This is a genomic window from Mesorhizobium waitakense (assembly GCF_056431085.1).
In genome coordinates, this window is sequence record NZ_JBWKME010000083.1 from 1 (window position 1) to 26,909 (window position 26,909).

A 26,909-nucleotide genomic window follows, 5' to 3' on the forward strand; every position below is an offset into this window, starting at 1 on the left:
CAAATCACAAACGCCCGTCAGGCAGCAGCCGGCGGGCATTGCGCTTTGGGACGCCTCGCCGTCGATTCTCCCATCAATGTAAGTTGTCTCTGACGTTTCCATGCGGCGGAAATTGCCCATCTGTTGCAGCGTCCTGCAACACGTCGCCGTATAGGCGTCACGACATGGTGCGGCCGCGCGATCGGTTTTTCTCGGCCGCCGCGAGCAAGTCGACGAAGGCGCGCACCTTGGCGGGCCGGAACCGGGCCGGCGGAAAGACGGCATGGATGCCGCCGGTGGGTAAGCTCCAGTCGGTAAACACCGGCACCAGCCGTCCCTCGGCGATATCATCGCTGACGCTGTAGTCGGGAAATACGCCCAGTCCGATGCCGGCGAGCACGCAGGCAAGGGCGGCGGGGCTCTTGTCGCACATGATGATCAGATTGAGTTCGGTCAAAACCGTTTCACCATCCCTGGAAAACAGCCATTGGCCGATGCCGCGCAGCTGGGCGTTGCCGACCCAGGCCAACGATCTTGCCTGGCGCGGGCTGACGTCGGGCGGCAGGCTTGCCGCGAAGGCGGGGTTCGCCACCACGGTCTGCCGTATCGTGCCCAGGCGGCGCGCCTGGTTGGAGGAATCGGCGAGCCAGCCGACGCGGATGCCGAGATCGATCTGCTCGTCCACCAGATTGCTCACCGCGTCATCGAAGATCGCCTCGACGCGCATATGCGGATAGGTCTTCAGATAGGCGGCCATGACCGGGGCCACGATCTTGGTGCCGTAGTCGAGCGGCGCGGTTAGCCTCAGCGTCCCGCTCGGCTCGACCGCTCCGTGCGAGATTTCGCCATAGGCCGCCTCTGCCTCCCGCAGGATGATCATCGCGCGATCATAAAAGAGGCGACCTTCTTCGGTTGGCGTGACGCGCCGTGTGGTGCGCTGAAGCAGCGTTGCGCCCAGTTCCTCCTCGAGCTTGCCGATCTGGTGACTGACGACGGCCTTGGCGACACCAAGCCGGTCAGCCGCTGCGGTGAACGAGCCGGTTTCCATCACCGTGGTGAAGTAGGCGAGCCGATTGAGGTTCAGAAGTTCGGCCAAAGCGACAGCCTTTTTGTCTGATCAGATCAGACAGTTTGTATTATTGGACGCTGTTTATCGCAAGGCTGTCGCCGGTCATGGATGCGCCAACACATTCGACCGGTCGGTGGCCGGCATTTCCGCACCAAGGATGGCAGCGATCTTGAGCAATTCAGAAGTGACCTACCTCTTCGATCCGCTCTGCGGCTGGTGCTATGGCGCCACCCCGATGCTGGACAGCCTGTCGGCCGGTGGCGTGTGCGTCGAGCTGCTGCCGACCGGCTTGTTCTCGGGTGCCGGCGCGCGTCCGATGGATGAAGGTTTTGCCGCCCACGCCTGGGCGAACGATCAGCGCATCGAGCGGCTCACCGGACAGAAGTTCACGCAGGCCTATCAATACAACGTCCTCAATGTCCGCGGCACCTTGCTGGACTCGCACGCCGCCACACTCGGCATCAGTGCTGCCGGCCTGGTAGATCCCGGCCGTAGACTTTTCGCGCTGAAGACGATCCAGCGGGCGCGCTATGTCGACGGCCGCGATATCGTGATCGACGGCGTTGCCCAGGTGCTCGCCGCCGCCGGCATGAGGAGCGCCGGCGACCTGCTGAAGACGCCGACGGAAGAGCTGATGACGGCCCACCGCGAGTTGGTCGGCCGTGGCCGCGCGCTGTTCCAGCGCCTGCATGCCGATGGCGTGCCCGCTCTGGCGGTCATGCGCAACGACGCGCCCCGGCTCATCGGATCGAATGCACTGTTCGGCAGCTTCGACAATCTCGTCGCCCACATCGCGGCATGATCCATCCACCAGCAATCTCCAACAAGGAAACGGAAAAGACATGGCAAAAGTCGCTCTCATCGGCGCATCAGGCGCTGTCGGTTCGCGCCTTCTCAGGGAACTCTCCGATCGCGGCCACACGGTCACCGGCATTGCCCGTAACCCGGAAAGGATCGCGGCGCTGCCGGGCGTGACAGCCAGGAAGGGCGATGTCTTCGACAAGGAAGGCCTCGCCAACCTGATCCGCGGCCATGATGTGGTGATCAGCGCCGTGCATTTTCTGGACAGCGATGCCGACGCGCTGATCGCTGCCGTGCGCGCCTCCGGCGTGAAGCGCTATCTCATTGTCGGCGGTGCCGGCAGTCTCGAAGTCGCACCCGGCAAGCGTCTGGTCGATACGCCGGAATTCCCAGCGATCTACAAGGCTGAAGCGCAGAAGGGCGCCGACTTCCTGGACAGGTTGAAGACCGTCGGTGACCTCGACTGGACGTTCCTGTCGCCGTCCGCCATGTTCGTTCCTGGGGAGCGCACCGGCCAATTCCGTCTCGGCAAGGACACGCTTCTCGCTTCGGACAAAGGCAGCAGCATTTCGTTCGAGGACTACGCCATCGTCATGGTCGACGAGATCGAAAAGCCGGCCCACATCAGGGAGCGCTTCACCGTCGGCTACTGATCGAACGAAGGTTCAACCAAGCCCGGCCGATCTTGTCAGGCTTCTTTCTAACAGCGTCGGCGTTGCCGACGTCCATCAGTTCGATGAGGCGCGTCGAGTATCGTCTGCCTCCTGATCGCCGGCCCTGTTGGTCAGCGCGATGTGGCAGCAGCCGGAGCCGTGGCCCGGCGTCCAGGTGACGTTGTCGAAACGCACACCGGTTGCCTCGAACAGGCCGCGGTCGAAGGCGCCGGCAATACGGCAGAGCGTGGCAAGTTTCTCGTCACTGAGCCCGGCCTCGACCCAGGCGTCCTTCAGCGGGCAGCGTTTGACCTTGAAGGCAATGCGGTTATCGCTGCGTTCGACATCGGTCGGATACATGCGACCGCCGTCAGGGCTGATGGCCAGGAAGGCTTCGCCGATCGCGCGTGCATCGTTGGCGCCGAAGCTGGCGAAGGCGGCTGCGGCCACTTCCTTGCCGCGCTGTTCGATGGCGCGGATCATGATCGCTTCGGCTCGTTCTGCGCCAAGCTCTCCAGTCAGTTCTTCGAGGAACAGACGATAAAGATCGGCGCGGTTGCGAAAGGCGGAATCGAGTTCGCGCGACAGTCTTTCGGCTCTGGCTTCGGGGTCGGTCATGTTGGGGTCCTGATTTGTTGTTTGACCATGATCTTGTCCCGAAAACCGGATCCCACTTTTCGCCGGCGCGGTCCTTCGGTTCGGGGTCATGGTCGGGTTCTGTTCAATCTTGGCGCGGCCGCCACCAGTGCCTTGCCGATGCTAGATTGCGGCGCGTCGATGACGGTCCGGGCATCGCCGCTCTCGGCAAGCTGGCCGGCTTCGAGGAGGACGACGCGATGGGCGATCGCCCGGACGACGCCGAGATCATGTGAAATGAAGAGATAGGCGATCCGTTCCTGGCGTTGCAGGTCGAGCAGCAATTCAAGGATCTGCCCACGCACCGAGACATCGAGCGCCGACACCGCTTCGTCGAGCACGATCAGCGACGGCTTTGTCGCGATGGCGCGAGCGATGGCGACGCGCTGCCTCTGGCCGCCGGAGATTTCATGGATGGCGCGCGGGGCGAGATCTGCGGTCAGCCCGACGCGCTCCAGCAAGGCGGCGATGCGGCGCGGGCGCTCGGCGCGGGCGGCGATGCCATGGATACGCAAGGGGTCGTCGAGCACACGCGCCACCGTGGCGCGCGGGTTGAAGGCGGCAAGCGGGTCCTGGAACACCATCTGCAGGCGGGCGCGTCGCGCCCGGAGTGCTGCGCCACTCAAAGCCAGGAAATCATTGCCTTCGAATTCGATACGGCCTGCATCCGGTTCGATCAGCCGCAGCACCAGCCGCGCGATCGTCGATTTGCCGCTGCCGGACGGTCCTGCCAGCGCCAGCGTTTCGCCGGGGTCGATATGAAAGGAGACATCGTCGACGGCAGCGATGGTCTTGCTGCCGCGACGGTACCTCTTGGTGAGGTTGGAAACCGTGAGCAAGCTCATGCGTCGAGCCCGGCTCGGTTGAGCAGCGGCGCGGCGTCGAGGCCGATATGGGCATCGAGCAGCGTGCGCGTATAGGCTTGGGTTGGAGCACCAACGATCTCTGCCGTCATTCCGAGCTCGAGCAGTTCACCATGACGGAATACGGCAATCCGTTCGGCAAGCTCGGCCGCCAGCGCGATGTCGTGGCTGATGAACAGCAGCGTCATGCCGTCCTCTGCCACCAGCCGCCGGATCAAAGCGACCATCTCGGCTTGCACGATGGTGTCGAGCGCGCTGGTCGCTTCGTCGGCGATCAGCAATTTCGGACCCGCCGCGATCGCGGCGGCGATCGCCACTCGCTGCTTCTGGCCGCCGGAGAGTTGATGCGGAAAGGCCTGTAGGGCCGAGTCCGGGTCCGGCAGGCGGACGCGTTCAAGCAGGCTCTTTGCCTTCGCGTACGCCTGCGGCCATGTCAGGCCGAGATGGGTGTATGCCACTTCCGCGATCTGCTTGCCGACAGTCATGACGGGATCGAGGCTGGCGGACGGATCCTGGAAGACGAAGCCGGAGTCGCGGCCGCCGAGGGGCGCCTTGGCACCAGAGGATGGCGACGATGGCAAGAGCCAGTCAATGCGGCCTTCAATCCGGGAAGACCGCGGCATCAGCCCGGCAATCGCCAATGCCAGCGTGCTCTTGCCCGAACCGCTTTCGCCGATGATGGCCAGGCGTTCGCCAGCGACGATGTCGAGGTTGATAGTCTTCAGCGCAGCGACCTCGTTGCCGTCGCGGCGGTAGGTCACCGTCAGGTCGCGGATCGAAGCCAGTGTGGTCACGACAGGCCTCGTCTTACGGCAGTCGTTTCGACGATGCCTTCACCGGCGAGATAGACACCCAGTACCGTCAGCACCAGTGCAATGCCCGGGACGATCGACAGGAAGGGCGCGGTGCGCAGCACGGCGCGGCCTTCGGCGATCATGCCGCCCCAGGTCACCCTGTTGGGATCGCCCAGGCCAAGGAAGGACAAGGCTGCCTCGGTGAGGATCGCGGCGGCGACGATCACCGAGGACATGGCCAGCACCGGCGGCAAGGCGTTGGGCAGCACCTCGCGAAAGGCGATCGCCAGCGGATGCATGCCGATGACCCTGGCACCGGCAACATAATCGCGCTCCCGAATGGAGAGGACCTCGGCGCGGGCGACACGCGCGGGGCCGGTCCAGGTGCCGAGCGCGATAGCAATCACAACGATGCCGAGCGACGGTCCAACGACGCTGACGAACGCCAGCGCCAGCAGGAAGCTCGGCACGGTCTGGAAAGCGTCGGTGATGCGCATCAGCGCCTCGTCGACGAGGCCACCGGCAAAGCCGGCCAGCGTGCCAACCACGGAGCCGATGGCGAGCGCCGCCGCCGCTGCCGCCAGCCCGACGGCGAGCGAGGTGCGGGCGCCGTGGAACAGCTCGGCCAGCACGTCACGGCCAAGCCGGTCGGTGCCGAGCGGCAGCGACCAGTCCTGAAATGGCGGCAGCAGCGCTGGTCCGGCGATGGCTTGCGGGTCACCGGGAAACAGCAGCGCTGCCGACAGCGCCATGGCAATCAGCGCCGCCAGGAGGATGGCGCCGGCGACAGCCTCGGGTGTGCGCAGAAAACGGCGGAGCGGTCTCATGCGCCGGCCTCGCCGGCGCCGACGCGCGGATCGAGAAAGGCATAAGCGATGTCGACGAGCAGGTTGATGACGATGACCAGGACGGCGCTGGTGAGAATAATCCCGAGCAGTAGGGGAGTGTCCCGCGCGGCCACCGCTTCCTGCGCCAGCCGGCCGAGGCCGGGCACGGAAAAGACGCTCTCGATGACGACGCTACCGCCGAGCATTTGCGCCGATTGCAGCCCGAGCATGGTGACCAGTGGCAAGAGTGCGTTGCGGGCGACGTGGGCGAGGACGATGCGGCGGCGGGACAGCCCCTTGGCGCGGGCGGCCAGCACAAAATCTTGCCGCCAGACTTCTGCCATGCCGGCACGCATCATGCGCAGATAGAGCGCCAGATAGATGAAGCCCAGCGCCGAAACCGGCAGGATGAGGTGGATGGCGATGTCAGCGGCACGGTCGAGGCCGGTCTTGTCCGACGCCAGGGTTTCGATGCCGCCGATCGGCAACCAGCGCAGGTCGACGGCAAAGACGACAATCAGCACCAGGCCGAGCCAGAAACCAGGCACGGCATAGAGCGCCAGCGAGCCGATCGACAGCAAGCGGTCGCGAAAACTGCCCGGTCTGGCGCCTGCGTAGACGCCGAGTGCCGAGCCCAGCCCGAAAGAGAGTGCGGTGGCGCTGACCATCAGCAGCAGTGTGGTGGGCAGCCGCTCGAGGATCACGTCGCGGATCGGCCGGGAGAACGTCACCGACTGTCCGAGATCGAGATGCAGCAGCGCCCAGAGATAGTTGGCCAGCCGTGTCAGCTCCGACTGATCGAGGCCCCAGCGATGACGCAGCAGTTCGATCATACCGGCGTCGCCGCCGGTGGAGACGATGTAGGCGTCGACCGCGTCGCCGGGTGCTGCTTCGAGCAGCAGGAAGGTGCCGACAATGACGATCAGCAGCACGAAGATGCTGCCGACCAGGCGACGACGGAGGAGGATGAGGGCGCGGGTCACGGTGGCCCCGATGGCTGGTCACTGAGCCGCCTAATAAATATGCCGCGCCTGGGCGGCGCGGCCAGCCAATCTCCCCCCTTGAGGGGGAGATGTCCCGCAGGACAGGGGGGGGTATCGTCGAGCTCGACGTCTGTCCGTGCATCTACGACAGTTTCGCCGCGAACTTTCATCCGCGCGACTGTGTCACGATTCCAGATAGGTGTCCGCCCAGTTCGACACCGCCCAGCGCGGGTTGTTGGCAATGTTGCCGACGGTGTCGCGCGCGACGCTGATGAAGCTCCATTCGGCGACGTTGATCAGCGGCAGGTCGGCGGCCACCTGTTTCTGGAATTCCTTGTAGAGGTCGGTGCGGGCAGCGGTGTCGAGCGTCTCGGATGCCTTGGCGATCAGCGCATCGAGCGCATCGTTCTTGTAGCCACCCTGGTTGGAGAACGGCACGCCGTCTGGAATGCCGCTCTGCACCAGGATGGTGGTCGAGATCGCCGGGTCGCCGCGGAACACCGGCGGGCCGACCGCAAGGTCGAAGGCGTGGTCGGTGTAGACGGCCTTGATGTGCGCGGCCGAGTCGTTGTTGACCAGCTGGGCGTCGATGCCGATGGCGGCGAGTGCCTGGCGCAGATAGTCGCCGAACTGCTTGGTCTCGTTGAAATAGGGCGCCGGCAAAAGCTTCAGCGAGAAGCGATTGCCGTCGGCGCCCTTCTTGTAACCGGCCTCGTCGAGCAGCGCGTTGCCCTTGGCGACGTCGAAGGCATAGGTCGGCACGTCGGCGGTGTAGAATTGCGGATCGTTCTTTGGCACCGGACCGGTTGCGGTGGCGGCATAGCCGAGGAACACCGTCTTGACGACGAAATCCTTGTCGATGGCATGCGCGATCGCCTGGCGCACCTTGAGGTCGGCCAGTTCCTTGCGGCGATGGTTGATCTCGACGACGAGCTGATAGGTCAGCCCCTCATAGCCCTTGGAGATCACCTTGAGGCCCGGCACCTTGGAGATGCGGTCGAGGTCAGCCAGCGGCACGGCGGAAAAGGCGGCGAGCTGGATCTCTTCGGCTTCCAGTGCACTCGCCGCCGACGTGCGGTCGGGCAGCACCTGATAGATGATCTCGTCGAGATAGGGCTCGTCCTTGCCCCAGTAATCCGTGTTCTTCGTCAGACGGTAGTACTGGCCAGCCTTGTATTCGCCGAATTTGAACGGCCCGGTGCCGATCGGCGCGTTGTTGGCCGGGTTGTCCTCGATCTTGCCCACCTCGTAGATGTGCTTCGGCACGACGCTGCTCAGTGCCGGCAGCGCGTTGCGGATCAGCTGGAATGGGGTCGGCTTGGCGAATTTGAACACGGCGGTGAGATCATCCGGTGTGTCGACGGCAGCGAGATCCTTGAACACGGTGCGACCGAGATTCTGCAGAGGCTTCCATACCTGCAATGCCGAGAAGGCGACATCGGCCGAGGTGAACGGCTTGCCGTCATGCCATTTGACGCCATCGCGCAGTTTGAACGTGACGGAGAGCCCGTTGGCAGCGCCTTCCCAGCTCAAGGCCAGCCGCGGCGCAAGCCCGTCCTTGCCGTCGAAGGAGGCTTCAGCCAGCGTTTCGACGATCTTGCTGGAGATGAAAAAGACGCCGTTGGAGGCGACGATCGCCGGGTTGAGGTTGCGCGGCTCTGAATCGGCGGCAAGCACCAGGCGCCCACCCTTCTTCGGCGTCTGCGCCCAGCCGAATGTCGGCATGGCGGTGGAGGCCAGCAGCATTGCCGAGCTGGCAAGCATCTGGCGTCTGGAAATCGTGAAACCTGACATGATCGAACTCCGTCCTCTCCGCAACCCAACCGGGTGCGCCAATCCCCTCGGACGCCGGCGAGCCCGCCAGCGTCCTTGCGGTGGCGATTATGAGCCTTGCCGAGGGTTTCGCCAGAGACGGAATTGGCGCATCCTTGCTTGGCTTTGAAATTTTCGTCCGCTGGACCAGTTTGGAGGAGCGGTTCAATTCGATCGATCTGGTAGGACCAGATTTTGTTGAATGCGCTGACATAACGATATGGTGAGTTTGAAGCAGGCCATTTCGCGTGTTTCTGGCTAGACCAGAGCGAGCGAAATGGTGCAGATTTGATCCACAGCCAAGGGATCGGGAGCAAACGGCCGGCGATCTCGGGCAATTCAGGGAGAGAGAGATGAACATTGCTCAGGGCAAGAGTGCCGTCAGCAATATCCCGTTCGACCAGGCAAGGGTCGACCGGCTGATGGAGGAGGCAGGCATCGATGTGCTGCTGGCGACCTCCAAGCACAACACGCAGTATCTGCTGGGCGGCTACAAGTTCATCTTCTTCGCCGCCATGGATGCCATCGGCCACAGTCGCTATTTGCCTGTCGTCGTCTATGAGAAGGGCGGACCCGACCATGCCGCCTATATCGGCAACCGCATGGAAGGCGCCGAGCACCAGAACAACCCATTCTGGACACCGACCCTGCACGCCGCCTGCTGGGGCACGCTCGACGCAGCCAACCTCGCCGTCGAGCACCTGCGGAAGATCGGCAAAACGGGCGCCCGCATCGGCATCGAGCCGAGCTTCCTGCCGTCGGATGCTTACACGCTGATCCGCAAGGCATTGCCGGACGCCAAGTTGATCGATGCGACAGCCATGCTGGAGAGCATGCGCGCCATCAAGACCGATGCAGAGCTGGAGAAGCTGCGCACCGCTTCCGAACTGATCACCGATTCCATGCTGGCCACAATCGCCTGGGCAGGCGAAGGCACGACCAAGACCGACATCATCGAGCAGCTTCGGCGCGAAGAGACCAATCGCGGCGCGCATTTCGAATATTGCCTGCTGACGCTGGGCTCCAGCCATAACCGCGCCGCTTCACCGCAGGCGTGGAAGAAGGGCGAGGTGCTGTCGATCGATTCCGGCGGCAACTATCACGGCTATATCGGCGACCTCTGCCGGATGGGCATTCTGGGCGAACCAGATGCCGAACTCGAAGACCTGCTGGCTGAGGTCGAGACGGTGCAACAGGCGGCGTTCTCCAAGGTCAGGGCCGGCACGCTGGGCGGCGACATGATTTCACACGCCGAGGGTGTGCTGAAGGCCTCGAAGGTCGCGGCCTATGCGGATTTCTTCGCCCACGGCATGGGACTGATCACACACGAAGCGCCGTTCCTGATGACCAACCATCCGGTGACCTATGAAGGCACCTACGCGGCCAAGCCGCTGGAAAAGAACATGGTGCTATCAGTCGAGACGACCATGCTGCACCCGACACGGGGGTTCATCAAGCTGGAAGACACGGTTGCCGTCACCGACACTGGCTATGTGATGTTCGGCGACCGTGGCCGCGGATGGAACAGGGGTGGCGCTTCATAGGCGGATGGCAGGTGCTGTCCGGAAAACCTATTTGTCGCCCGCCGGCAGCAGCCTGAAATCCGGCAGCTCGCGCAGCACCAGTTCCGGTCCGGCTGGGGAATAAACGACGAAAAGCTGCATCGGCCCATCGCCGGTGTTGAGCGTCGAGTGAAAGCGGCTTTCCGGCACATAGATGGTGCAGCCGGGGCCGACCTTCTCGACCACCGGATTGCCCTTCTCGTCCTCAACCATCTGCTCGCCGTTGCCTGAGATGACGAAGATGATTTCCTCAGCGCCCGGATGGTTGTGGCGTGTGTGGCCCTTGCCGGAGGGCAGGTCGACGACGCCGCCGGAAAAGCGGGTTGCGCCATTCACCTCGGGCGCCACGGTCAGCGCCAGCCTGCCCCAGTCGAAGCCGAAGGCGCTGACGTCCTTGGGGTAGACAAACATCTTGCTCTTGTCGGTCATCTCTCATCCCTTCTTTTTCTTCTGGTCATGAAGCGAGACGGCCTTGAAATCAGCCGTCTGTTTGGCGATCGCGGCTTCCGCCGGCAGCCGTTCCATCGAGCTTGCGCCATAGAAGCCGTGCAGGCCCTTGCAGCGGTCGAGGATATAGCGCGCGTCATCCGGCATCGAGATCGGCCCGCCATGGCAAAGCAGGATGACATCCTTGCGCACCGAACGGGCCACGTTGGCAATTGCATCGATCTCGGCAACGCAATCGTCGAGCGACTTGGCCGAGGTGGCGCCGATCGAGCCGCCGGTCGTCACCCCCATATGGGCGACGACGATGTCGGCGCCGGCTTTTGTCATGGCGCGGGCCTCGTCGGGGTTGAAGACATAGGGCGTGGTCAGCAGGTCGAGCTTGTGCGCCTCGGCGATCATCTCGACCTCGAGCCCAAAACCCATGCCGGTCTCCTCGAAGCTTTGCCGCATCTGACCGTCGAACAAGCCGATGGTGGGAAAGTTCTGCACGCCGGAAAAGCCCATCGTCTTCAGCTCGGCGAGAAGCAGCGGCATGATGACGAACGGGTCGGTGCCGTTGACGCCGGCCAGCACCGGCGTCTTCTTGACCACCGGCAGCACCTCATAGGCCATCTCCTTGACGATCTCGTTGGCATTGCCATAGGCGAGCAGGCCGGCGGCCGAGCCACGCCCGGCCATGCGGTAGCGGCCGGAATTGTAGATGATGATGAGGTCGATGCCGCCGGCCTCCTCGGCCTTGGCCGACAGGCCGGTGCCGGCGCCGCCGCCGACGATCGGCACGCCCTTTTCGATCATTGCCCTGAACTTCTTCAGTATGTCCTTGCGCGGTATGGCGGGCATGTCTTGGATCTCACTGTCTGGCGATGTCGAGAAAGGCCGCAACGGCGGCCTTGGCGAATTCGGGGTCGTTGATGTGCTGCGGCAGGCGCGTCACGCGGCGCATGTCGTTCGGCTGGATGGTGCGCTCGATGGCTTCGAACAGAACGGCGTCGGCCTCTGGATCGAAGAAAGCACCGCCTTCGATGTCGAGCGCCGAGACACCTTTTTCCGGAATGAGGACATGCACCGGCCCCTCGCAGAGGGCGAGCCTGGTGCCGATCCATTCGCCGATTGCGCGGCATTCCTGCGCCGTGGTGCGCATCAGCGTGACGTTCGGATTGTGTTCGTACACCAACCGTCCGCGATAATGTTCCGGGATCGTCGACGGCGCCCAGAAGTTGACCATGTCGAGCGCGCCGACCGAGCCGACATAGGGCAGCCCGGTGCGGGCGATCGCGCCGAAACGATCCGCGGTCGCCGGCAGCACGCCGCCGAACAGCAGGTCGCAGACCTCCGTCGTGGTGATGTCGATCACCCCCGACAGCAGGCCGCTGTCGGCCAGCTTCTCCATGCTGCGGCCGCCGGTGCCGGTGGCGTGGAAGACCATGCAGTCATAGGTCGAGCGAAGCTGGTCGGCGATGGCGGTCACGCAAGGCGTGGTAACGCCGAACATGGTGAGGCCGATCGACGGTTTGCCATCGGCCGGCGGCGCCGGCCTGGCCGCCATGCCGGATATGGCCTGGGCGGCGTTGTGCAGGACGACACGGGAAAGCCGGTTCAGCCCGGCCATGTCGGTCACCGATGGCATCATGACGATGTCGGAGACATCGACATAGGGCGCGGTGTCGCCGGAGGCGAGCGTCGAGACCATGATCTTCGGCAGGCCGAGCGGCAGCGCGCGCATGCCCGACGTGATGATCGAGGTGCCGCCGCCGCCGCCAATACCGATCATGGCGGCAATGTCTTTTCGCGATTGGACAAAGCGGGCGAAGGCGATGCCCATGGCGGCGACCGCGGCGCCACGGTCATTGCCGCCGAGCACCGCGTCACGACCGCCGGGGTGGTGGCCGGCAATGTCCTTCGCGGTGATGTCCACGGCGATGGTCGCGTCGCGCGTCCCGACATCGACGCGGGAAACGACGGCGCCCGTGGCAGCGATCGCATCCGCCAGGAAGGCAAGTTCCTCGCCCTTGGTGTCTGCGGTGCCCACTACATAGATACGCTTCATTGCGTTCCCCAATCCAGGAAGGCGCAATGCTGCGCCCCTCCGCTCATTGCCAGGCCGCTCGACGATGCGAAGGTCATTGCAAATTTTTGAGACGCGCGTATCGTATTGATATGGATGTCTCACGTCAACAATCCACAGCAAGCGAGGACGCCGAGCGGGGAAGCGGCCAGGCGCTAGAGCGTGGACCGCGCGCGCGCACGAAACGGCTGATGCTGGAGACGGCGACAAGGCTGATGCAGGCGGGCGTCACGCCGTCGGTCAGCGAGGTTGCCGAAGCGGCAGAAGTCTCCCGCGCGACCGCCTATCGCTATTTCCCGAGCCAGGCGGCGCTGGTGAAGGCTGTCGTCGACGAGGGGCTCGGCCCAATCCTCACCTGGCAATCGACCTACGCCGATGCCGAGCGTCGGGTCGCCGACCTGTTCGACACCGCCATGCCGCGCATCGAGGCCTTCGAGGCGACATTCAAGGCGGCTCTGAAGCTGTCGCTCGATCAGTGGGCGAGGCGCCAGGCCGGCACGCTGGGTGGCGAGCCGGCTTTTACCCGAGGGCATCGCATCGACTTGCTGAAGGAGGCGATCGCGCCACTCAAGGGCCGCTTGCCGCCTCGCGACTTCAGGCGGCTGGCGCAGGCGCTGTCGCTGATCTTCGGCGTCGAGGTGCTAATCGTGCTTAAGGATATCTGGGGGCTGGACAGTCGCAGGACGAGGTCGGTCGCGCAATGGGCAGCCGGGGCGCTGGTGCGCGCGGCGATCGCGGAATCGACGGGTGGAGGAGACAGGAGCGATCAGGTGGTGGTCGTAAAATAATCCCTATCTGGTTCGACCAGATTTGCATGCCGACTACCAATATTAACCGCAGTGCAGAGGGTCGGACAATACCCGCGCGTATCACTGAGTAGGAAAATCATGGGAAAACAGGCAGATAAAGCTGAAATCCGATAGCAATGGCCAAGTCGAGATGCCAAGATAGGACTTGACGAGCATGCAAAATTGGTAATACCAGATTGGATCAGAAAAGCGGATCGAAAGTGAGGGCTGCGATCCATTTTCCGGCAGGGCGAGGAGGTCCGAAACCGGAAGGGTGCGATCACGGGAGGAACTACCAGGGCCGGCCCCGTTGTCGGCTCGCATGACAAGGTAGAATGCGCACAAGGGAGGAAATCATTATGCGCAAGTTTGTGACCAGCGTACTTGCTGGTATCGGCTTAACGCTTGCCTGCGGGACATCCGTCTACGCGCAGGAAAAGTCGCTCACCATCTTCTGGGCTGAATGGGATCCGGCCAACTATCTGCAGGAGCTCGGCAACGAGTACGAGAAGGAAACCGGCGTCAAGATCACTGTGGAGACCACGCCTTGGCCCGACTTCCAGACCAAGGCCTTTACCGAGTTCAACGCCCATGGCGACGCCTATGATATGGTCGTCGGCGACTCGCAATGGCTCGGTGCCGGCTCGACCGGTGGCCACTATGTCGACCTGACTGACTTCTTCAACAAGAACAAGGTCGGCGACGTGATGGCACCGGCGACGGTGAAGTACTACGCCGAATATCCGGGCGGCAGCAGCAAGTACTGGGCCATCCCGCTTGAAGGCGACGCGGTCGGCTGGTCTTATCGCAAAGACTGGTTCGAGGATCCGAAGGAAAAGGAAGCCTTCAAGGCCAAGTACGGTTACGATCTCGACGTGCCGAAGGATTTCAAGGCGCTGCGCGACATCGCCGAGTTCTTCTACCGGCCGGATCAGAAAAAATACGGCATCGCCATCTACACAGACAATTCGTACGACGCGATGGCGATGGGCTTCGAGAACGCGCTGTTCTCCTACGGTGGCGAACTGGGTGATTATTCGACCTACAAGGTCGATGGCTTCATCAACTCCGACAAGGCGGTCGCAGCGCTCGACGCCTACAAGGAGCTTTACAAGTTCACGCCTCCAGGCTGGGCCAAGTCGTTCTTCGTCGAAGACAACCAGGCGATCACCGAAGGCCTGGCCGCTATGAGCATGAACTACTTTGCGTTCTTCCCGTCGCTGATCAACGAAGCGTCGAATCCGAACGCCAAGAACACCGGCTTCTTTGCCAATCCACCCGGCCCCAACGGCGACCAGTTCGCCGCGCTCGGTGGGCAAGGCATCTCGATCGTGTCCTACTCGCAGAAGCAGGACGAGTCGATCAAGTTCCTTGAATGGTTCATCAAGGACGAGACCCAGAAGAAGTGGGCGGCGCTTGGCGGCTACACCTGCAGTGCCGCCGTGCTCAAGTCGCCTGAATTCCAGAACGCAACGCCCTACAACAAGGCCTTCTACGAGACCATGTTCAAGGTGAAGGACTTCTGGGCGGTGCCGGAATATGCGGAACTGCTGCAGCAGCTCAACCAGCGCGTCTATCCCTACATGATCGGCGGCGAAGGCACCGCCAAGGAAACGCTGGACGCTCTCGCGGGCGACTGGAACGCGACCTTCAAGAAGTACGGCCGCGGTCAGTAACAATCATGCCTCACGGAGGGGGCGTTGGTGCCTCCTCCGTTTCCTTTTCTGCAAACGGGAGCAGGGTCTTGGCGACCACGATGATCACCACGCTGGACAGGTCTTCAAGAGCGGCCGCGCGCGGCCTGAGCGACATTTCGATCCGCAACCTCTTCATCATCCCGACGGTCCTGTTCCTGATCGTCTTCAACATCTTTCCGCTGATCTATTCGCTGGGATACTCCTTCACCGATTTCCGGGCGTCGACCAACGCCCCGGCGAATTTCGTCGGGCTGCAGAACTATCGCGACCTGCTCAACGATCCCTATGTCTGGTCCAACTTCGCCATCACCGCGAAGTACGTCATCGTCTCGGTCTCCGGCCAGCTGCTGGTCGGTTTCGGCGTGGCGATGCTGCTCAATCGCGACATCCCGCTAAAGGGGTTGCTGACGACGCTGCTACTGTTGCCGATGATGCTGTCGATGGCCGTCGTCGGCCTGTTCTGGAAGCTGCTCTACGACCCTTCCTTCGGTATCATCAACTATGCACTCGGGCTCGGCACCTTCGAATGGCTGTCGGATCCGAAGATGGCGCTCTATGCCGTCGCGCTGACCGATATCTGGATGTGGTCGCCCTTCGTCATGCTGTTGTCGCTTGCCGGTCTGTCGGCGGTGCCGAAGCATCTCTACGAAGCCGCCGCGATCGATCGCGCCGGACCGTTCTACACATTCTTTCGCATCACGCTGCCGCTGGTCGCGCCGATCCTGATGATCGCGGTCATCTTCCGCACCATGGAGGCATTCAAGACCTTCGATCTTGCCTACATCCTGACCAGCCAGCCGACGGCCGAGCTGATCTCGATCCGGCTTTACAAGATGGCGTTCCAGGAATGGCAGACCGGGCGCTCCTGCGCACTCGCCTATATCGTGCTGATCATGGTGCTGGCCATCACCAACATCTACGTCAAATACCTCAACAAGGTGAAGGAGCGCTGAGATGGCTGCCGTGCGCACTTCTTCCGAAATCGGCTTCAACCGTGTCGCCATCGTCGCCGTCCTGGTGGTGACGATCATCTTCCTGGCGCCGATCTACTGGATTGCCTCGACGGCGTTCAAGCCACGCAATCTCGCCACCACCATTCCGCCGACGATCGTCTTCCGGCCGGAGATATCGCCCTTCGTCAAGCTGTTCGCCAAGCGTTCGCAGATGCGCAACCCGGCGTCGCCGGAGGAGTACGCAGCCGCTCCCTGGTGGGAGCGCGTCGTCTTCGACGGCGGTGAAAAGATCGTGCGTGACGGCAAGGGCCAGGTGCAGTGGTCGGGGTATCCGAGCCGCTTCCTGAACTCGTTGATCGTGGCCATCACCTCGACGGTGCTGGCGGTCGGCATGGGCACCTTCACCGCCTACGGCTTCTCGCGCTTCAAGGTGAAGGGAGAGGCGGATCTGCTCTTCTTCATCCTGTCGACACGCATGCTGCCGCCGGTGGTCGTCGCCATCCCGATGTTCCTGATGTACCGGGCGGTCGGGCTGAACGATACCCATGTCGGCCTGATCATCCTCTACACCGCCTTCAACCTGTCCTTCTCGGTGTGGCTGATGAAGGGCTTCATGGATGAGATCCCGAAAGAGTATGAAGAGGCAGCCCTGGTCGATGGCTATACGCGCATGGAGGCGTTCTTCAAGATCGTGCTGCCCGAGGCCGCAACCGGCATCGCCGCTACCGCCGTCTTCTGCTTTATCACGGCGTGGAACGAATATGCCTTCGCGCTGATCATGACCAGCCGCCGCGCCCAGACAGCACCGCCCTTCATCCCAAGCCAGGTCGGCTCCGGCCTGCCGGACTGGTCGGTGATCGCCGCAGGGACCTTCCTGTTCCTGCTGCCGGTCGCGATCTTCACCTTCCTGCTTCGCAACCATCTGTTGCGCGGCATGTCCTTCGGAGCGATCCGTAAATGAGCTTTCGCGCCATCAATCAGAAATATCTGGAACCCGGCAGCCAGGTGCTGATGGTGCTTGGCATCATCGCGCTCTGCCAGCCCTGGAACATGCTGCTGCACAGCTATGGGCTGACCATCATCCTGATCGGACTGATCGGCTTCAACATCACCTCGAAGATCGCGCCGGAGGAAGAGGCGGACACGGGACAGATGCGAAATCCGGGAGCACAGCATTGACCCAGATCGAGCTTCGCGGCGTCCAGAAATTCTTCGGCGCCGTCCAGGTCATCAAGGACCTCAACCTGAAGATCAGCGACAACGAGTTCATCGTCCTGCTCGGCCAGTCGGGCTGCGGCAAGACGACGACCTTGCGCGCCGTCGCCGGGCTGGAAACGATCGACGAGGGCGACATCCTCATCGACGGCAAACCGATCCAGCATTTGAAGGCCGCCGACCGCGACATCGCCATGGTCTTCCAGTCGTTCTCGCTCTACCCGCATATGAACGTCTACGAAAACATCGCGTTCCCGCTGCGCGCGACACGCAAGAGCAAGGCCGAGATCGACTCGGAGGTGCGCTCGGTCGCCAAGACGCTGCAGATATCAGACCTGCTCGTCAAGAAACCGTCGGCTCTTTCGGGCGGCGACATGCAGCGCGTGGCCATCGGCCGGGCGCTGGTGCGGCGGCCGAAGGCGATGCTGATGGACGAGCCGATCGGTGCGCTCGACGCCAAGCTGCGCGAGGAGATGCGGGCCGAGATCAAGCGGCTGCACATCAAGCAGGGGTCGACCACGATCTATGTCACGCACGACCAGATCGAGGCGATGAGCCTCGCCGACCGCATCGTCATCATGCATGAAGGCGTGCTGCAGCAGGTGGGAACGCCGGACGAGGTCTATTCGCACCCAGCCAACCTGTTCGTGGCGCAATTCGTCGGCAGTCCGGTGATGAATGTCGCCGACGCGGCGGTGGCCGAGACGGCGTCCTCGGTTTCGGTCTCGGTCGGCGGGGCTGTCGCCGGCTTTGAATTCCCGCGGGCGCTACTGTCGAAGCTCAATGGCCATGCCGGCGGGCAGCTCTCCCTCGGCATCCGGCCCGAAGGCGTCCTCATCCGTCGCGACGCGGCTGACGGGTTCCTGCCGGTCGAGACGCAGATCGTCGAGCCACTCGGCTCCTTCGACATCGTCGACCTCAAGGTCGGCTCCAAGATGCTGCGCGCCCGCACCAAGAGCGGCTTCGTCAGCGGTCCAGGCGAGAAGGTGTTCGCCCGGATCGATCCGGCTCAGGCGCATTTCTTCGACACGGCAAGCGGCAAGTCGCTGGGGGTGAGGCTGTGACGGCCGCAGGCCGCGAAAAGCCAACAGTTTGGTTTTTCGAACAGTCGAACGCCCGGAGCCATGGCGGAGGGCAGATCGTCCTCGCAAAGCATCGAGACAACTGACAATGGCCCATATCCAGCTCAAGAACATCTCGAAGACATTCGGCAATCACACCGCCCTGACCGGGCTCGATCTCGACATTGCCGATGGCGAGTTCTTCGTGTTGCTCGGCGAGACGGGCGCCGGCAAGACGACGACGCTGCGGCTGATCGCCGGGCTGGAGAAGCCTAGCGAAGGCCAGGTCTTCATCGACGGCGTCGATGTCGCCGACTGGGGTGCGGCAGAGCGCGACGTGGCGCTGGTGCTGCAGCAATATTCGCTCTATCCGCGCTACACGGTGCGGGAGAATCTCGAATTCCCGCTGAAGCCGAAGATCCGCCGGCTGCCCGACGCCGAGATCAAGGACCGCGTCGACCGCGCCGCCCGAACGCTCAGGATCGAGCACCTGCTCGACCGCAAGACCGACAAGCTGTCAGGCGGCGAGATGCAGCGCGTGTCGATCGGCCGTGCCATCGTGCGCAAGCCGCGCGTGTTCCTGATGGACGAGCCGCTGTCGGCGCTCGACGCCAAACTGCGCGAGGCGCTGCGCACGGAGCTCAAGAACCTGCAAATACAGCTCGGCGCCACCTTCCTGTTCGTCACCCACGACCAGATCGAGGCGATGTCGATGGGCGACAAGGTCGGCGTGCTCAACCATGGCCGCATCGTCCAGACCGGCACGCCGTACGAGATCTACAACAATCCGCGCGACACCTATGTGGCGAGCTTCGTCGGCTCGCCGCCGATGAACCTCATCGACGGCAAGCTGGTGAACGGCCGCGCGGTGATGGCGCCGCTGAATTTCGAACTGCCTTTTTCAGGGGGAGCCAAGGCGAGTGCGGCGACCGACGGCCGCCCGCTCGTCTTCGGCATTCGGCCCGAGGACGTCTATCTCGAGAGCGGCGCGCCGGTCGAGGCGCACGTCCACGACGTCGAGAACCATGGCGTCGAAAAGATCCTGACGCTGCGCGTCGGCGACGCGATGCTGCGCGCCACGGTGCCGGCCAGGACCGATGTGGCCATCGAGCAGCCGGTGCGCTTTGCCTGGAACCCCGACAAGGTGGTGCTGTTCGACAAGGGCAGCGGCGTCAATTTGCGCCACGCGTCATAGGCCGCAACCTCGCTATTTTGGCAGGTAGGTCTCATATGGCGTGTCGTTGATCAGCAGGATCACGCATTCGGTGTCAGACAGGCAGGCGTCGTCATGCATCTCATCGGCCTTCTGGGTCCAGTAGGACCCGGGAGGCAGCACGACCTTGGTCGCTTCGCCGCCATCCATCTGCCAATGCGCCCACAGCCCCTGGATCACCACCGCGCGATAGTCGGCGGTGTGCGCGTGAACAGGGGCGCGCCAGTTGCCCGGGACTTTCAGCAATGTTCCCGCCGGGCCCTTGGCGCGGTCGCCCCAAAGCGCGCCGAGGCGCTGCGGCTGGTCCGGGGCCTCGGCGACATAGGGAATCTTGTCGGTCGGCACGTAGCTGTCCTCAATGGCAAAGGCGCGCCCAGAGACCACGAGCATGGCGGCCAGCGCCAGGACCTTCAGATGATTTGACATCGGCTCTCCTCCTGGGCCGACTTGCCGTCGGCCCCTCATTGCTGTGCAATGGCAAGCTATTGCATGCAGTCAGCCCGGCAATGACATTGCGTCCGGAAGGCTTGGCAATTCATCCAATCCGGCTAGCCGGGGTTTGTTTGCTTTGACGCAATTCCGGGCGGAAAACCGCTTCACACTTTTCCTGGAATTGCTTCGGCATAGCCTCAACCCTCTTCAGAGGTGCCATTGGTGCGCAGATGGCTGGGCGCGATGCCGACGATCCGCTTGAACGCCCGGCTGAACGACGCTTCGGAATCGTAACCCAGTCGAGCGGCGACCACCGATACTCGCATCCGATCGTCCGTCAGCCATTGCCGTGCCTGATGCATGCGTACGCGGGCAACATATCTTGCCGGTGTCTCGCGGACGATGGTGGTGAAGCGTTCGGCGAAAGCCGAACGTGAGGCGCCCATCTCTCTCGCGAGGGCCTCTACCGTCCAGTTCCTGTCGGGCTGCAGATGAATGGCGACCAGCACGCGGCCAATGTCACGATCCCTGATCGCCGCGATCCAGCCGGTGGTGTCGCTGCCACTGTTCTCTACCCATGAACGGATGATGGAAGCGGCCAACACGTCGGCAAGCCGCGCCAGCATGCCGCCAGAGCCCGGTCGGTTTAGAGTGACTTCGCTTGCCATGGCTTCCAGCAAATGCGGAATGCCTGGCTCACCCGCCATCAGTTCGTGGGCGCGCATCATTTCCGGCATCATGCCCAGCAAAGGGTGCGATCCGCCCAGATTAAAGTGCATGCTGCCGCAAAACAGCAACGTCTTCGGGCCGCGGCCTCCATTCGAGACATTGAAGACGTTGTCCTGCAAAGGCTCGATGCTGTAACTCTCGATCGGCACGGCATGGACACCTGGCGCGCTGGCAAGGACATGCTCGGCGCCGCGCGGCAAAAGCAATGCATCGCCGGCCTTCAGGTTCAACCATTCCCCGGATGGCGAAAACAGCCAGCATCCGCGGCGGCCGATGAAGTGAAATCGCGCCGCCTTCTGGGCTGGAAACAACACGCCCCACGGCTCGCCAAGTTCGCAGCGGCCATAGTCGACGCCGTCCAGCCGCAATCCGCGCAGCAAGTCGGTCAGCGGACCGCTCGAGGCCGGCAAGATGTTCCTGGATGAGCTGAAATCCATGCGGATTTCCTAGCCTGGAATGATCAGCCAGTCACGGCCGCCGTACGGGCCAACCTACGTTAGCCGGCCTGATGGATATCGGCCTGCTCTTCGGCGCGAAGATGGCTGGGCGCAGAGCCGATGACTCGCTTGAAGGCACGGCTGAAGGCGGCATCCGATTCATAGCCGAGACGCGCGGCAACGACGGAGATCTTCATCCGGTCGCGGACCAGCCACTGCCGCGCCTGGTGCATTCTGACCTGGGTGACATATTTAGCCGGCGTTTCTCCGACGATGGTGGCGAACCGCTCGGCAAATCCCGACCGAGAGGCGCCCATCATCCTGGCCAGCGACTCGACAGTCCAGTCGTGGTTCGGTTCGAGATGGATGGCGGCCAGCACGCGCCCGATCTCGCGGTCCCTGACCGCCGCTATCCAGCCGGACGAGTCGCCGCAGCCGCGTTCGACCCATGAGCGGATGACGGTGGCGGCAAGCACGTCAGCCAGCCGCGCCATGATGCCGCCGGAGCCGACGCGCTCCATCGTCACTTCGCGTGCCATCGAGTCCAGCAAATGCGGAATCCCCGGTTCGTAGGCCTCTAGCTCGTGCGTGCGCATCACGTCCGGCATCATGCCGAGCAGGGGATGCAGGCCATCGAGGTTGAAATACATGCTGGCGCAGAACAGCAGCGTTCCCGGTTGGCAGTCCTTGCCGCACATCTCTGCGTTCGACGTGCAGTAGACGTCCTTGCAGACCTCTTCGAGTTCGTAGCCGTGGATCGGCCAGGCCTGGGCGCCGGGTTCGCTGGCCAGCACATGCGCCGCACCGCGCGGCAGCAGCACCGCATCGCCGGCATTCAGCTCCACCCATTCGCCGGACGGCTGCTTCAGCCAGCAGCCTCTGCGGCCGATGAAATGAAACCGCGCCCCGGGTTGAGCCGGGAACTGGATCCCCCACGGCTCCTTCATTTCGCAGCGACCGTATTCGACGCCATCGAGACGCAGGCCGCGCAATATGTCTGTCAGCGGGTCGCCAGTGATCGGGATTTTGGACGAATGGTCAAACATAATGGGGTTTCTAGCATGGAAACTCCAGGCGGTCACTCCCTATGTTGCGTTGCAGCCAAATGCTGCGCTGCAAACAAGATCGAAGACCGGCCACATAGCCAAGCCGAGATGGCAAGGCATGTAACGGGTGGAGTCCCGGTCGGTCGTTCCCTATGTGGCGCTGCAAACAGATCGGAGACTGACCATGGCCGAACCCGCGACAGGCGTCATCGACGCCACACTTCTGAATCCTGCAGATTCTGATGAACGAACCGAGCCGGCATGGGGCGCCGTGGTCTCGCTGGCGCTTGGAGTTTTCGGCCTCGTTACCGCCGAGTTCCTGCCGGCCAGCCTGCTGACGCCAATGGCGCGCGACCTCGGCGTCACCGAAGGCGTGGCCGGACAAGCGGTGACGGCGACCGCCATCGTCGGCGCCATTGCCGCCCCGACCATGGCCATCATCACCAGGCGCATGGACCGCAGGCTGGTGATGTGGATGCTGACGATGTTCCTGATCCTCTCCAACCTGCTGGCCACTTTCGCCTCATCGCTTACCGTGCTTCTGCTTGCCCGCGTCGTCCTCGGCGTAGCACTTGGCGGCTTCTGGGCGATGTCGGCGGCGATGGCGCTGCGGCTGGTACCGATGCGGCTGATGCCGCGCGCCATGTCGATCATCCTGACCGGCGTTTCGCTGGCGACGGTCTGCGCAGCGCCGATCGGCGCCTATGTCGGTGACATCTGGGGCTGGCGGACCGCCTTCATGATCGCCACTGTCGTCGGCGCTCTGGCGCTGCTGGTGCAGGTGGCCACCATTCCGAAGCTGCCACCCGTGGGCGTGGCAAGCTTCCGTACCTTGCTCGATGTGCTCGAGCGCCCCTCCATCAGGGTGGCACTGCTGGTCGTGCTGCTCGTTGCCTCGGGACACTTTGCCGGCTTCACCTACGTGCGCCCTTTCCTCGAGAAGGTCCCGGTGCTCGACATCGAGACGATCTCGCTGGTGCTTCTGGCCTATGGCGTTGGTGGCTTCTTCGGCAATGTCGCTGGCGGCATCCTGGCCGAACGCAACCTCAAGGCAGCCGTTGCGCTGGCGCCCTTGCTGATTGCGGCGGCGGCTGCCTCGATGCTGGTTTTCGGTGCCTCGCCCACGGTCGCTGCCGCCGCGGTTGCGGCGTGGGGCTTTGCCTTCGGCGCGGTGCCGGTCGGGCTGCAGAGCTGGCTGGTGCGGGCCGCGCCCGATCAGGCAGAAAGCGCAGGCGGGCTGATGGTGGCGACGTTCCAGGTGGCGATTGCGCTCGGTGCTGTCTTCGGTGGCCTGCTGGTCGACCATGCCGGCGTGGCCAGCGCCTTCGCCTATTGCGGCACGGCGACATTGCTGGCGGCGATCGTGGTGTTGGTGCGCGGTCCGAAGGGCGCCGAGTAGCCCCTCCCGTTGGAGCACACAGACAACGGCCCGAGAACCATCACGGTTTTCGGGCCGCTGCCGTTGCGATGGCAGCGACGAAGCGGTTGAGGCTGTCGGCGATATAGGCAGCCACGTCGGTCGCCGGGTCAAAGCTCCACCACAGCAACGAGCCTTGCCAATGCGACGCCATCAGCAGGCCGATATCGCTAGGCGGGTCAGGGCTTTCGGCAAAGCAGTCCGCAAGAACAGTGCACAAGGATGCCTTCCAGGCCGCACCCCGCGCCCTGAGCACGGGATCGCGCAGATCCTCGCGCAGGACAAGCAGGCCTTCGGCATAGGATTCGATACCGCCGTAACCCTGCGACAGCGCCACCAGGAATCCGATTGCGCCGGCCGGGGTTCTTGCCGCACCGGCTGCCAGCACCCTTGTCTTGGCGTCTAAACCGTCCCAGGCGTGCATCAATGTGCGCTGCTTAAGCTGTGCCTTGGTCTTGAAGCGCTGCACCAGCGTTGCGCCGGAGAGACCACAGGCCTTTGCCAGGCGTTCGAAAGTGAGCGCCTCCGGACCATGCTCGTGGATCAAGCGGTTCGCGGTTTCCAGCACCTGCTCGTCGGACTGGGTTTTTGGCCGGGTCATCTTGACATCCTAATATAACTGAATGATCATTTATATATGATGCTGGCGGCGCATGCCAGCCGATCGATGAATCTTCTTGGGAGAGTTCAATGAGGTTGCAAGGAAAAGTTGCCCTGGTCGCCGGCGGGACGCGTGGTGCCGGGCGAGGCATTGCGGTTGAACTGGGCGCTGCCGGCGCCACCGTCTATGTCACCGGGCGCACCACGCGCGCCCATCAGTCGGACTATGCGCGACCCGAAACCATAGAGGAGACGGCGGAACTGGTCTGCGCGAACGGCGGCAAGGGTATCGCCGTACAAGTAGATCATCTGGTGGCCGACGAGGTGCGCAGACTGGTCGAGCGTATCCGCGCCGAACAGGGCCGCCTCGACATATTGGTCAACGATATCTGGGGCGGCGAGAAGCTGTTCGAGTGGAACAAGCCGGTCTGGGATCACAATCTGGAGAACGGCCTGCGCATGCTGCGGCTAGGCATCGATACGCATCTGATTACCGCGCACCATGCGTTGCCATTGCTCATCGAACGTCCGGGCGGGCTGCTCGTCGAAGTCACCGACGGGACCGCCGAATACAATGCAGACCACTACCGCCTGTCGCCCTTCTACGACCTCGCCAAGATTGCTGTAACGCGCATGGCATGGGCTCACGCCGAGGATCTTGCGGCACACGGTGCCACGTCGATCTCGCTGACGCCCGGATGGCTGCGTTCGGAGATGATGCTGGAGGCTTTTGGCGTGAGCGAGGACAATTGGCGCGACGCCACCGCCAAGGTGCCGCATTTCGTCATATCCGAGACGCCGCGCTTCGTCGGCCGGGCCGTTGCGGCCTTGGCGGCGGATCCGGATCGTTCGCGCTGGAACGGGCAGTCGCTGTCCAGCGGCGGGCTGGCGCAGGTCTACGGCTTTACCGATCTCGACGGTTCGCGGCCCGATGCCTGGCGTTATGTGCCGGAGGTCCAGGACGCCGGCAAGCCGGCCGATGCAACGGGCTATAGATAGGGCAATCCGGTTGTTGCAATTCCGTCGGGAAAGCCGCGGTAGTTTTGCAATTGCTTCAGGCGGAACGCCCGTCGAACTCGAAGACTGGCAAGCTCGAAAGGTCCAGATCCGAAACGCAATGCATGTTGACGTAGGCGCTGCGTTGACTGCCTTCGCCGACATCCTCAGCGAAGGGGTGGACTCCACAGGTGCGGCAGAAGCGGTGCGCGATGGCATGGTTGCCGAATGTGTAGATGCCCAAGTCATCGCCCCAGGCCAGAACCTGCAAGGTCTCGTGCGGGATGGCACACAACAGGGCACCCTTGCGCGAGCAGATCGAGCAATTGCACCGCACGGCGCCGGTCAGCTCGGCTTCGAACTCGAAGGCGACCTTGCCGCAGTGACAACTGCCTTTGTAGAGCATCGGATACTTTCCTCGCTTTCGACAGGGTGCAAAACCGCCTGTGCCGGGTTAAGTCTCGGCAGGCCATGTGCCGGCCGCTACCTCTTAAGACGTTCAAGGCGTCCGGAGTCCGACACTGAAATGCAATCAGCCCGTGACCATCTCGAAACCATCCTCGCGCGCCTCGCCGCCCGTGCCGGCGAAGAACATGTGTTCACGAAGCTTTATGCCGAAGCCGCGCGGGCCGCGGTTGACGCCAGCGATGCCCGCAAACGAACCGGTGTGACGCTGGGGTCGCTCGACGGCACCATTGTCTCGATCAAGGATCTGTTCGATGTCGCAGGCGAACCTACCACGGCCGGCTCGCTCATGCTCAGGACCGCTGCACCTGCGCTGCGCGACGCCGCCATCGTTGGCCGGTTGCGGCAGGCCGGCGCGGTGATCGTCGGCAAGACCAACATGACCGAATTCGCGTTCACCGCGATCGGTGACAACCAGCATTACGGCACGCCCGGGAATGCCACCGATCCCAGCCGCATTCCTGGTGGTTCCTCCTCGGGTGCCGGCGTTTCCGTCGGCGAGGGGACGAGCGAAATCTCCATCGGTTCCGACACCGGTGGTTCGATACGCATTCCGGCAGCGCTCAACGGTGTCGTCGGCTTCAAGCCGACCGCTAGGCGGGTGCCTCTCACCGGCGCTTTCCCGTTGTCCGGCACGCTGGACTCGATCGGGCCGCTTGCCCGAACCGTCGCCCAGTGCGCCGCCGCCGACGCCGTGATGGCCGGCGAGGAAGCGGCAGCGCTGACGTCGATCTCCCTCGCGGGGCTTCGCGTAGGCATCCCGCGCGGCGTCCTATTCGAAGAAACGCAAGGCGAGGTGGCGACCGCGTTCGATCGATGCCTTCGCAAGGTCGAACTGGCGGGTGCAGGGGTGGCGGATCTGTCGATAGACGATCTGCTTGGAGAGATGCGCGCGGCGACCAAGCGCGGTTCGATCGCTGCCATGGAAGGGGCGGAGATCCATGCCGACTGGTTGGCGACGGGGGCATCGGTGCCGGTCGACCCACATGTCAGCGGGCCTTTGTCGCGGGCAGCTATGCTGCCGACGCCAGTTTACATCAGGACAATGCGTCGTCGCGCCGCGCTCGCGGCCGCCATGGACGAGCGGCTGGCATCGGTCGATGTGCTGGCCCTGCCGACCACACCGGTGACGGCGCCGACCATCGTTTCGATGGTCGACGATGCCGAACTGCGCGACCGCACCGAAGGCCTACTGCTGCGCAACACGCAGGTTGCCAACCAGTTCGACCTTTGTGCGATCTCGCTGCCGATGCCGGGCATGGTGCGCCCGGCAGGATTGATGCTGGTGGCGCGCAACGGCCATGACCGGCGCCTGTTGCGGATTGCTGCCGAAATAGAGTCGCTGCTTGGCGCTTGATCGACGCGGAGT

Annotated in this window: 28 protein-coding genes; 13 read left to right on the forward strand and 15 right to left on the reverse strand. The window is 63.4% G+C overall.

Annotated features, from left to right (window positions below; genetic code table 11):
• Nucleotides 1-157 precede the first annotated feature (157 nt).
• Nucleotides 158-1,075, reverse strand: a complete 918-nt coding sequence (locus AC07FD_RS18025; protein WP_478350938.1) for a LysR family transcriptional regulator — start codon at nt 1,073-1,075, stop codon at nt 158-160.
• A 142-nt stretch (nt 1,076-1,217) separates the two neighbouring features.
• Here AC07FD_RS18025 and AC07FD_RS18030 point away from each other — a divergent pair, with 142 nt between their 5' ends.
• Both AC07FD_RS18030 and AC07FD_RS18035 read left to right on the forward strand, forming a co-directional pair.
• Entirely contained in the window at nt 1,218-1,850 is a 633-nt protein-coding gene (locus AC07FD_RS18030) for a DsbA family protein (protein ID WP_478350995.1), read from the forward strand.
• Between the two features lie 40 nt (nt 1,851-1,890).
• Nucleotides 1,891-2,502, forward strand: a complete 612-nt coding sequence (locus tag AC07FD_RS18035) for an NAD(P)-dependent oxidoreductase (protein WP_478350939.1) — start codon at nt 1,891-1,893, stop codon at nt 2,500-2,502.
• Between the two features lie 75 nt (nt 2,503-2,577).
• Here AC07FD_RS18035 and AC07FD_RS18040 read toward each other — a convergent pair whose 3' ends face one another.
• From AC07FD_RS18040 to AC07FD_RS18065, 6 genes are all read right to left on the reverse strand, one after another.
• Nucleotides 2,578-3,120, reverse strand: coding sequence for an L-2-amino-thiazoline-4-carboxylic acid hydrolase (locus AC07FD_RS18040; RefSeq protein WP_478350940.1), 543 nt, complete (start codon nt 3,118-3,120; stop codon nt 2,578-2,580).
• An 86-nt stretch (nt 3,121-3,206) separates the two neighbouring features.
• Nucleotides 3,207-3,983: an ATP-binding cassette domain-containing protein gene (locus AC07FD_RS18045; RefSeq protein WP_478350941.1), complete on the reverse strand. Its 777-nt coding sequence runs from the start codon at nt 3,981-3,983 to the stop codon at nt 3,207-3,209.
• Nucleotides 3,980-4,795: an ABC transporter ATP-binding protein gene (locus tag AC07FD_RS18050; RefSeq protein WP_478350942.1), complete on the reverse strand. Its 816-nt coding sequence runs from the start codon at nt 4,793-4,795 to the stop codon at nt 3,980-3,982. Before AC07FD_RS18050 ends, AC07FD_RS18045 begins: the two co-directional genes overlap by 4 nt.
• Entirely contained in the window at nt 4,792-5,622 is an 831-nt protein-coding gene (locus tag AC07FD_RS18055; protein ID WP_478350943.1) for an ABC transporter permease, read from the reverse strand. The genes AC07FD_RS18050 and AC07FD_RS18055 overlap by 4 nt, the downstream gene beginning before the upstream one ends.
• Complete coding sequence (locus AC07FD_RS18060) at nt 5,619-6,605, reverse strand: ABC transporter permease (RefSeq protein WP_478350944.1); 987 nt, start codon at nt 6,603-6,605, stop codon at nt 5,619-5,621. Before AC07FD_RS18060 ends, AC07FD_RS18055 begins: the two co-directional genes overlap by 4 nt.
• Before the next feature lie 183 nt (nt 6,606-6,788).
• Nucleotides 6,789-8,399 (reverse strand): ABC transporter substrate-binding protein, encoded by a 1,611-nt coding sequence (locus AC07FD_RS18065; RefSeq protein ID WP_478350945.1) that lies wholly within the window; start codon nt 8,397-8,399, stop codon nt 6,789-6,791.
• Between the two features lie 371 nt (nt 8,400-8,770).
• On the opposite strand from AC07FD_RS18065, the gene AC07FD_RS18070 reads away from it, so the two are divergent.
• Nucleotides 8,771-9,961 (forward strand): M24 family metallopeptidase, encoded by a 1,191-nt coding sequence (locus AC07FD_RS18070; protein ID WP_478350946.1) that lies wholly within the window; start codon nt 8,771-8,773, stop codon nt 9,959-9,961.
• A 27-nt stretch (nt 9,962-9,988) separates the two neighbouring features.
• Here the strand turns inward: AC07FD_RS18070 and AC07FD_RS18075 are convergent, their stop codons facing one another.
• The 3 genes from AC07FD_RS18075 to AC07FD_RS18085 are packed head-to-tail and all read right to left on the reverse strand — an operon-like array spanning nt 9,989 to nt 12,473.
• On the reverse strand, nt 9,989-10,408 hold the full coding sequence (locus tag AC07FD_RS18075; protein ID WP_478350947.1) for a cupin domain-containing protein: 420 nt from the start codon (nt 10,406-10,408) through the stop codon (nt 9,989-9,991).
• Nucleotides 10,409-10,411: 3 nt separating this feature from the next.
• Nucleotides 10,412-11,266, reverse strand: coding sequence for a phosphoenolpyruvate hydrolase family protein (locus tag AC07FD_RS18080; RefSeq protein WP_478350948.1), 855 nt, complete (start codon nt 11,264-11,266; stop codon nt 10,412-10,414).
• Between the two features lie 10 nt (nt 11,267-11,276).
• The gene (locus tag AC07FD_RS18085) at nt 11,277-12,473 is read right to left on the reverse strand and encodes a Tm-1-like ATP-binding domain-containing protein (RefSeq protein WP_478350949.1); all 1,197 of its coding nucleotides are present in this window, start codon (nt 12,471-12,473) and stop codon (nt 11,277-11,279) included.
• A 110-nt stretch (nt 12,474-12,583) separates the two neighbouring features.
• On the opposite strand from AC07FD_RS18085, the gene AC07FD_RS18090 reads away from it, so the two are divergent.
• From AC07FD_RS18090 to AC07FD_RS18120, 7 genes are all read left to right on the forward strand, one after another.
• The gene (locus tag AC07FD_RS18090; protein ID WP_478350950.1) at nt 12,584-13,279 is read left to right on the forward strand and encodes a TetR/AcrR family transcriptional regulator; all 696 of its coding nucleotides are present in this window, start codon (nt 12,584-12,586) and stop codon (nt 13,277-13,279) included.
• Between the two features lie 359 nt (nt 13,280-13,638).
• Complete coding sequence (locus AC07FD_RS18095; protein WP_478350951.1) at nt 13,639-14,955, forward strand: ABC transporter substrate-binding protein; 1,317 nt, start codon at nt 13,639-13,641, stop codon at nt 14,953-14,955.
• A gap of 68 nt (nt 14,956-15,023) precedes the next feature.
• Nucleotides 15,024-15,929: a carbohydrate ABC transporter permease gene (locus tag AC07FD_RS18100; RefSeq protein ID WP_478350952.1), complete on the forward strand. Its 906-nt coding sequence runs from the start codon at nt 15,024-15,026 to the stop codon at nt 15,927-15,929.
• Between the two features lies 1 nt (nt 15,930).
• Nucleotides 15,931-16,890 carry a carbohydrate ABC transporter permease gene (locus tag AC07FD_RS18105; protein ID WP_478350953.1) on the forward strand — a complete coding sequence of 320 codons (960 nt, stop codon included), beginning with the start codon at nt 15,931-15,933 and terminating at the stop codon, nt 16,888-16,890.
• Nucleotides 16,887-17,108, forward strand: coding sequence for a hypothetical protein (locus AC07FD_RS18110; RefSeq protein WP_478350954.1), 222 nt, complete (start codon nt 16,887-16,889; stop codon nt 17,106-17,108). Before AC07FD_RS18105 ends, AC07FD_RS18110 begins: the two co-directional genes overlap by 4 nt.
• Nucleotides 17,105-18,208, forward strand: coding sequence for an ABC transporter ATP-binding protein (locus AC07FD_RS18115; RefSeq protein WP_478350955.1), 1,104 nt, complete (start codon nt 17,105-17,107; stop codon nt 18,206-18,208). The genes AC07FD_RS18110 and AC07FD_RS18115 overlap by 4 nt, the downstream gene beginning before the upstream one ends.
• 106 nt (nt 18,209-18,314) lie before the next feature.
• Nucleotides 18,315-19,400: an ABC transporter ATP-binding protein gene (locus AC07FD_RS18120; RefSeq protein ID WP_478350956.1), complete on the forward strand. Its 1,086-nt coding sequence runs from the start codon at nt 18,315-18,317 to the stop codon at nt 19,398-19,400.
• Nucleotides 19,401-19,412: 12 nt separating this feature from the next.
• Here the strand turns inward: AC07FD_RS18120 and AC07FD_RS18125 are convergent, their stop codons facing one another.
• The 3 genes from AC07FD_RS18125 to AC07FD_RS18135 all read right to left on the reverse strand — a co-directional run bounded on the left by AC07FD_RS18125 (nt 19,413) and on the right by AC07FD_RS18135 (nt 22,062).
• Nucleotides 19,413-19,844 carry a DUF4437 domain-containing protein gene (locus AC07FD_RS18125; RefSeq protein WP_478350957.1) on the reverse strand — a complete coding sequence of 144 codons (432 nt, stop codon included), beginning with the start codon at nt 19,842-19,844 and terminating at the stop codon, nt 19,413-19,415.
• A 203-nt stretch (nt 19,845-20,047) separates the two neighbouring features.
• Complete coding sequence (locus AC07FD_RS18130) at nt 20,048-21,016, reverse strand: AraC family transcriptional regulator (protein WP_478350958.1); 969 nt, start codon at nt 21,014-21,016, stop codon at nt 20,048-20,050.
• A 59-nt stretch (nt 21,017-21,075) separates the two neighbouring features.
• Entirely contained in the window at nt 21,076-22,062 is a 987-nt protein-coding gene (locus tag AC07FD_RS18135; protein WP_478350959.1) for an AraC family transcriptional regulator, read from the reverse strand.
• A gap of 184 nt (nt 22,063-22,246) precedes the next feature.
• On the opposite strand from AC07FD_RS18135, the gene AC07FD_RS18140 reads away from it, so the two are divergent.
• The gene (locus AC07FD_RS18140) at nt 22,247-23,461 is read left to right on the forward strand and encodes an MFS transporter (RefSeq protein WP_478350960.1); all 1,215 of its coding nucleotides are present in this window, start codon (nt 22,247-22,249) and stop codon (nt 23,459-23,461) included.
• A gap of 40 nt (nt 23,462-23,501) precedes the next feature.
• Here the strand turns inward: AC07FD_RS18140 and AC07FD_RS18145 are convergent, their stop codons facing one another.
• Nucleotides 23,502-24,080: a TetR/AcrR family transcriptional regulator gene (locus tag AC07FD_RS18145; RefSeq protein WP_478350961.1), complete on the reverse strand. Its 579-nt coding sequence runs from the start codon at nt 24,078-24,080 to the stop codon at nt 23,502-23,504.
• An 89-nt stretch (nt 24,081-24,169) separates the two neighbouring features.
• Between AC07FD_RS18145 and AC07FD_RS18150 the strand changes: the two genes are divergently transcribed.
• Entirely contained in the window at nt 24,170-25,078 is a 909-nt protein-coding gene (locus AC07FD_RS18150; RefSeq protein ID WP_478350962.1) for an SDR family oxidoreductase, read from the forward strand.
• A gap of 55 nt (nt 25,079-25,133) precedes the next feature.
• Here the strand turns inward: AC07FD_RS18150 and AC07FD_RS18155 are convergent, their stop codons facing one another.
• A complete protein-coding gene (locus AC07FD_RS18155) occupies nt 25,134-25,481 on the reverse strand; it encodes a GFA family protein (protein WP_478350963.1) in 348 nt (115 codons plus the stop codon).
• Between the two features lie 120 nt (nt 25,482-25,601).
• Between AC07FD_RS18155 and AC07FD_RS18160 the strand changes: the two genes are divergently transcribed.
• A complete protein-coding gene (locus tag AC07FD_RS18160; RefSeq protein WP_478350964.1) occupies nt 25,602-26,897 on the forward strand; it encodes an amidase in 1,296 nt (431 codons plus the stop codon).
• The last annotated feature ends 12 nt before the right edge of the window (nt 26,898-26,909 follow it).